We start from the raw sequence: 5794 nt of genomic DNA on the forward strand, positions 1-5794 counted from the left end.
CCTCATCACCGTATAGGCGATGAAACGGGAATCAGGGGAGAAGCTGAAATCGCCGCCGAATATCCCGCCGATATCCGCATCGACCAGTATCTCCGGTTTTCCTCCCTTCTTGGGGATGATGGCGATCTTCCTTTTCCCGATGTAGTAAGCGATCTTCTTCCCATCGGGCGAGAACTTGGGGTGGAACTCCTGCTCGGGCGAGTTGGTAAGCTGGGTCTCCTTTCCGGTTAGGGCATCGGCGATGAAGATATCATCGTTTCCGTTCCGCGCCGAGGTGTAGACGATGGTCCGGGAATCCGGGGCAAAGCTCACCTCCTTTTCCCTGCTCGGCGTCCTCGTGATCCGCCGTTTGTACTTCCCCTTGCTGTCCATCACGAATACCTCGCCCCGCACGATGAAGGCGATCTTCTTCCCATCGGGTGATAGGGCGAACTCGGAGACATCGTTCCCCAGTTTCTTCTTCACCACCAGGTTTTCCTTGAGGTCGCTTGCGATCTCGATCGGCACCTCGCGCGTCTTCCCGGTTTTAAGGTCGGTGGTGTAGATGCGGAAGTTGTGCTCGTATGCCAGGTACCTTCCGTTAGCCGAGATCGATGGGTTAAGCACCCCATCCTTCTTGAAGTGGGTGATCTCCCGGAGCGCTCCCTTCTCTATCCCCTTTTCCCAGATGTTATAAACACCGCGCTTCGATCTGTCGGAGGTGAAGTAGAAGGTCTTTCCATCCGGGGCGAAGAGGGGATAGGAATCGTTCCCCTCGTATTCGGTGAGCTTGCGGAGCTTCTTTGTTTTGAGATCGTAAAGCCAGATCTCTGCGCTGAAGCTTCCCCGGTATCCCTTCCGCCACCAGAAAGCGGTTGCCTCCGTTCCCTCGGTGAAGATGATGTATCTCCCATCTGGTGAGACCTTGCCGTTAGCCAGGGTGGTGAAGAAGCCGGGTATCACCCGCTTCGGTGTTCCTCCAGCCACGGGCACGAGGTAGAGACTGCTTCTGTTCTCCCGGTTCGATTGGAAGAGGATGTACTTGCCGTCCGGGGTGAACGAGGTGGCGATGTCGTTTGCGGAGTGGAAGGTGAGCTGTCGGGGGATGCCTCCCTCCCTTCTCACGATGAAGACATCGTAGTTCCCGCACCTGTTCGAGCTGAAGGCGATGTATTTGCCGTCCGGGGAGAATATCGGCGAGCGGTCGTAGGCGATGTGGTCGGTGATCCTCGTCGCCTTTCCTCCCTCTCTTCCTACCACGAAGATATCGCCGAGGTAGGAGAAGGCGATGTACCTCCCGTCCGGGGATAAGGCGGGGTAGCGGGCTCCAACCGCCTTATCCAGGGGGAAGGCGGAGATGGAGGAAAGGACCATCAAGATGGCTACCACTAAACCGTATCTCTTCATCGCTCCTCCTTTCTTTTGCTTTTTCATCCGAATCTACCACCATCACTCGATTTAGGAAAGAGATTTCTGAACGGTAAGAAGCTTTAAGACCCCTCAGCGTTCAAAACTTCTCCCGCTAAGTCGGGGGCTCCTGGTGGGAATAAAGGGAGGGTAGGGTTCACTTTTTACCTGATAGGATGGGGATAAACGCTTTTTAGGAGGAAGGATGTTTTCCTCTACCCTGGGAGGTCCAGCTCTCCCTTACAGAATTGGCTAAGAGCCTTGATATTATGCTCCGCCATCTGTTGAAGTCCTGTAAGACTTAGCCTTTTACAAATCTCAAGCGCTTCTTTATAGGCTTTGTATGCCCTTCTGCAGTTTTCCCTTTTATCTTCCACCTTGGCGAGAGTGTGGTAAGCGCTTCCCAGGTTGTACTGTGTCGTTGCGTATTCGTAGGGGTATTTTTCGATGGTAAAGACCTTAAGAGCTTCGTTAAAGGCATTGATTGCCTTAATGCAGTTTCCCCTTTTATTTTCCACCTCGGCGAGAGTTAAGTAAGCGTTTCCCAGGTTGTTCTGTGTCCCTGCGTAATCGTAGGGATATTTTTCTATGGTATAGACCTCAAAAGCTTGGTTATAGGCGTTGATTGCCTTTGTGCAGTTTTCCCTTTTATTTTCCACCTCGGCGAGAGTTCCGTAAGCGGTTCCCAGGTTGTACTGTGTCAATGCGTACTCGTAAGGAAATTTTTCTGGGGTATAAACCTTGAGTGCTTTTTTAAAAGCGGAGACGGCAATCTTTAGATACCCTGGTTTCCTTAATATCTTCCCTGCAATGTAAGCTTGTACCCCAACATTGACTAACGCCTCAGGGTCGTTGACAAATATAGCGGTCATCTCCTTAAAGAAGTTCTCCACCGGGTCTATCTTCTCTTCCACTACCCGCTCGAGGTAAGCCTCCTCAACCCGGCACTCTTCATCCCCCATAAGCTCTATGAACCCGTTCTTCTCCAGGTTCTTGAACCATTCCTGCCATTGGTAGGGCTTCCCTTCTATTCCATCTTTCTTTTGACAGACCAGCTTCACCCTCTCGGTGGAATATATATCCCTCTCCCGGTAGATGCCCGCTAAATGGAGGCGCTTGAGAGAAAGTAGGATTCCCCTTTCTTCCGGTTGCAGGGATTTGAACCGATTACTCATCACAACGAGGGGGAGAAAGATGGAGCCGATAGTGCCATCAAAGCTCTCTGGTAGCTCGTCCTTTCCCGTCTCTTTTGCTATCTTCTCCCCCTCCTCCCGAGATACCTTGGGGATCTCTATGGGGTCGCCAAATGTTAAGGAGAGCTTCTCCTCCAGCTTCTTCCATATCTGCTCGTATTCCGGACCAGAACGGCAGGTGGCGATTATCGGGATCTTTCGTTTCAAAAATTCGCTAATGAGATATTCGAAGTTCTGCTTCCCCACGAACTTGTTTAGGTCGTCGAGAAAGAGAACCCCCTTACCCCGAAGGGGAGGGATAAGGAAATCCTCCGGTTTGATATCCCCCACCTCGGGGATTAAGACCTTGTGGCTCTTCAATTCCAGAAGCGCTTGATAGATGGACCTCGTTTTTCCTGCTAAGGGGTTGCCTGTTATGAGGACATTCTGGTTGTTTATTATTTTATCCTTAATGAGCTCATCGCACTCCCTTTTATGATAGTATTCGTTAAAACCGTATCGTTCCTTGTTCCCTCTTTGTTCTAATATTTCCTCTGGCTTTAGCTCTGATCCCTTTTTCCAGACAACCTTATAATACTTTTTGAGTTTGTCTTTTTTCTCCTTTCGTTTCCGCCAAAAGTATCTGATAGGTTCGATTAATATGAAGGGGAGAAACGCTAATATAATCCAAGGAAGCCATTTATAGTAAGGTTTAAGCCTTGCATATAGATCGTAGAAAAATCGGGGGATTAGCTCGAGGATAGAGATGGCGATTTTCATAATAGCCCCTCCTTATAGCTTTCCTATCTGCTGAGGGCGAGGCTCTCTAAAGATGGGAATAATTCTTTGCTACTCTTAAAAGAACCCCTTCCCCTATTCCCCAGATGGAAGGTGGAAACAAAAAGCACTATTCTTTTCCTTTTTCCTTAATCCCTTTCCGATAAGAAATTTACCAAGCAAAATAAATCCCGCTTTTTCTCCCTTGTTAGATGATTTTACCTATTTATTACCGGATGGACCTTCCCCCTGTCAATGAATTTTTACACCCCGCCCCAAAAGAAAATAAGGGGAAAGAGGGATACCCCCATCCCCCTCTTTTGCTCCTCTGCTTGAATTGTAAGAAGAACGAAAAATGAGACAGGCTCTGAGCTATTTCTTCTTAAGATCGTTTAAGATTTTCACCAGAACCTTCTTCCCTTTTTTCTCAAAAGCAAGCCCCGCCTTCCGGTAGGCGCCGTCTATGGCAACCAGTGCCATTATTTGTTCATCGGGATGCTCTATGGTCCTCGCTATCTTCAGCGCCCGATAAAGTAGATCGCTTGCTTTATCCTTCTTCCCCGCCTCGGCATATTTGCTCGCGATCTCTGTTATCACCTCCACCTTGGTGGCGTCGTTGGGTGCCCTCTTGATCACCTTGTAGGCTTCACCGTATGCTCCCAGCTGGAGGTACACATCACATATCTCTTTCCCCGCGAAGGAAGGAAGCTCCCCGGTGGACGCGGACGCCCGCTGGAGGACATCTAAAGCCCTCTCCTTTTCCCCCATCTCCCCATAAACGGCAGCTATCCAAATGAGGGCTCTGGTCTTGCCCCAACTGTCTTTTCTTTTCTCGATTAAACCAAGAGCTTCACTTAGATTCTTCTTCGCTTTATCCTTCTCGCCTATTTCGTTCTCCATATCCGCTATATCGATCAACTTCTCTCCCTTGAGAACAGGATCTTGGATAACATTCACCATCTTATAGGCTTTCCTCGTGATCTCGATCGCTTTATCCCTTTCCCCCGATTTCACACAACTTTTGGCTATCTCCCTTAAGGCGCGAGTCTTGAGTGGAAAGTCATCAGGTAGCTTTTGGGCTATCGTGAAGGCTTCATCATATCTCCTCGTTTTTGTGTATCCCCGAACCAGGTTTAATAATGCTTCGGTTTTATCCTGAGGCGGTTTGATCTCTTCGGCTATCTTCGCCATTTCGGCTAATATCTCATCCGCTTTGTCCCTCTCGCCCATCTCTAAATAGACTCCGAGTATAGACCACAACCGCGAGCTTTTCTTGGATAGATCGTTTCCTTCCTCGGCTGTTTCCCGTGCCCGGGCGAGGTTCAATATCTTTCTTGGGAGGTTCAAAAGGAGATGGGCGAGCGAGAGGATAGAAAGAAAATGTAGAACGGGTGTTCCTCCTTCCGTCGGTGTCGTGGTGATAAAAACCCTCCCCGAAGGGAGGGGAAGCCTTGATAATGATGCGAGGTGAGGGAGAGCTTTAATCCCAGGTTATCTTGTAGTCCCAGTAGAGTGTGGATACCCATATCTGCTTAACGATGGAATATGTCCCTTCCTGCCCTGGCTGAAGGGTGGATGGCGTGGTATAAGAGAAGGCAGAGGCAAAGGGCACGGTATCGGTCTGATTGTAATAGAAGTAGAAGGTGATCTTCACATTGCGGGCAACGCCGTCCCCGATGTTCTTCACCGAACCGGATATGCTCCAGTATCCACTGAGAATATCTCCCACTATTAGCGGGTCTTTGGTTAGTACACAGTTAGCCTGCGGAGGTGGTGCGGTGGGAGTGCTTGGCGTGCTTCCAGAATCGGAGCAGGAGGAAGAAAGAAACAACATCAATAATAATCCTAATGCCAAAAGTTTCTTTCTCATCGCTCCTCCTTTTTGTTGGTTTGCAATTCGTCCTACCCATCATCTGTAGTTATAAGCTTTAGGAATGTCATCTTTTGTCAGGAGGAGGTTTTTTGTGGTTTTTAAGGGGAAATTTTGGTGGGAAGCGATAAAAAAGAAGGGGCGGAATTACCGCCCCCTTTTGTCTATACCCGGGAGAAAACCGGTTGTAAGGTTCGCTTCTCCCTATTTAACCGGTCCCCTCCCCAGGTAGCAAAGGAAGAAATCCGTTATTCGATGGAAGAGGGTGATCATACTCTCATCCCGGGAGAAGCCGTGCCGTTCCTTGGGGTAGATCATCACCTCGAAGTTGTACTTCTTGGCATCGATCAGCTTCTGGATCAGCTGTACCGTATCCTGGAAGTGGACATTGTTATCCGCCATCCCATGGACGATGAGTAGATGCCCCTTCAACTTATCCGCATAAGTGATGGGAGAGCTTATCTCGTATGCCTTCTCGTTTTCCTTGGGGAAACCGAACCGCTGGGTGGTGTACCAGAGGTTGTAGTTTCGCCAGTCGTTCACCGCTGCCACCGAGCCGCCTGCTTTGAATACATCCGGTCTCTTGAAC

6 protein-coding genes are annotated in these 5794 nt (G+C 49.4%); 1 reads left to right on the forward strand and 5 read right to left on the reverse strand.

What is annotated here, in order from left to right; all coding sequences use genetic code 11:
- The 3 genes from J7L64_06010 to J7L64_06020 all read right to left on the reverse strand — a co-directional run.
- A partial coding sequence (locus J7L64_06010) for a PD40 domain-containing protein (GenBank protein MCD6451896.1) occupies positions 1-1386 on the reverse strand: 1386 nt, incomplete at its 3' end.
- A 215-nt stretch (positions 1387-1601) separates the two neighbouring features.
- On the reverse strand, positions 1602-3338 hold the full coding sequence (locus J7L64_06015; protein MCD6451897.1) for a tetratricopeptide repeat protein: 1737 nt from the start codon (positions 3336-3338) through the stop codon (positions 1602-1604).
- A 369-nt stretch (positions 3339-3707) separates the two neighbouring features.
- On the reverse strand, positions 3708-4565 hold the full coding sequence (locus J7L64_06020) for a hypothetical protein (GenBank protein ID MCD6451898.1): 858 nt from the start codon (positions 4563-4565) through the stop codon (positions 3708-3710).
- Between the two features lie 43 nt (positions 4566-4608).
- On the opposite strand from J7L64_06020, the gene J7L64_06025 reads away from it, so the two are divergent.
- Entirely contained in the window at positions 4609-4806 is a 198-nt protein-coding gene (locus tag J7L64_06025) for a hypothetical protein (GenBank protein MCD6451899.1), read from the forward strand.
- Between the two features lie 9 nt (positions 4807-4815).
- Here the strand turns inward: J7L64_06025 and J7L64_06030 are convergent, their stop codons facing one another.
- Together J7L64_06030 and J7L64_06035 are read right to left on the reverse strand one after the other, a co-directional pair.
- The gene (locus tag J7L64_06030) at positions 4816-5205 is read right to left on the reverse strand and encodes a hypothetical protein (GenBank protein ID MCD6451900.1); all 390 of its coding nucleotides are present in this window, start codon (positions 5203-5205) and stop codon (positions 4816-4818) included.
- Positions 5206-5409: 204 nt separating this feature from the next.
- The coding region (locus J7L64_06035) for a prolyl oligopeptidase family serine peptidase (GenBank protein ID MCD6451901.1) at positions 5410-5794 on the reverse strand (385 nt) is incomplete at its 5' end.

The organism is Acidobacteriota bacterium (genome assembly GCA_021161905.1).
Classification (GTDB): domain Bacteria; phylum Acidobacteriota; class B3-B38; order Guanabaribacteriales; family JAGGZT01; genus JAGGZT01.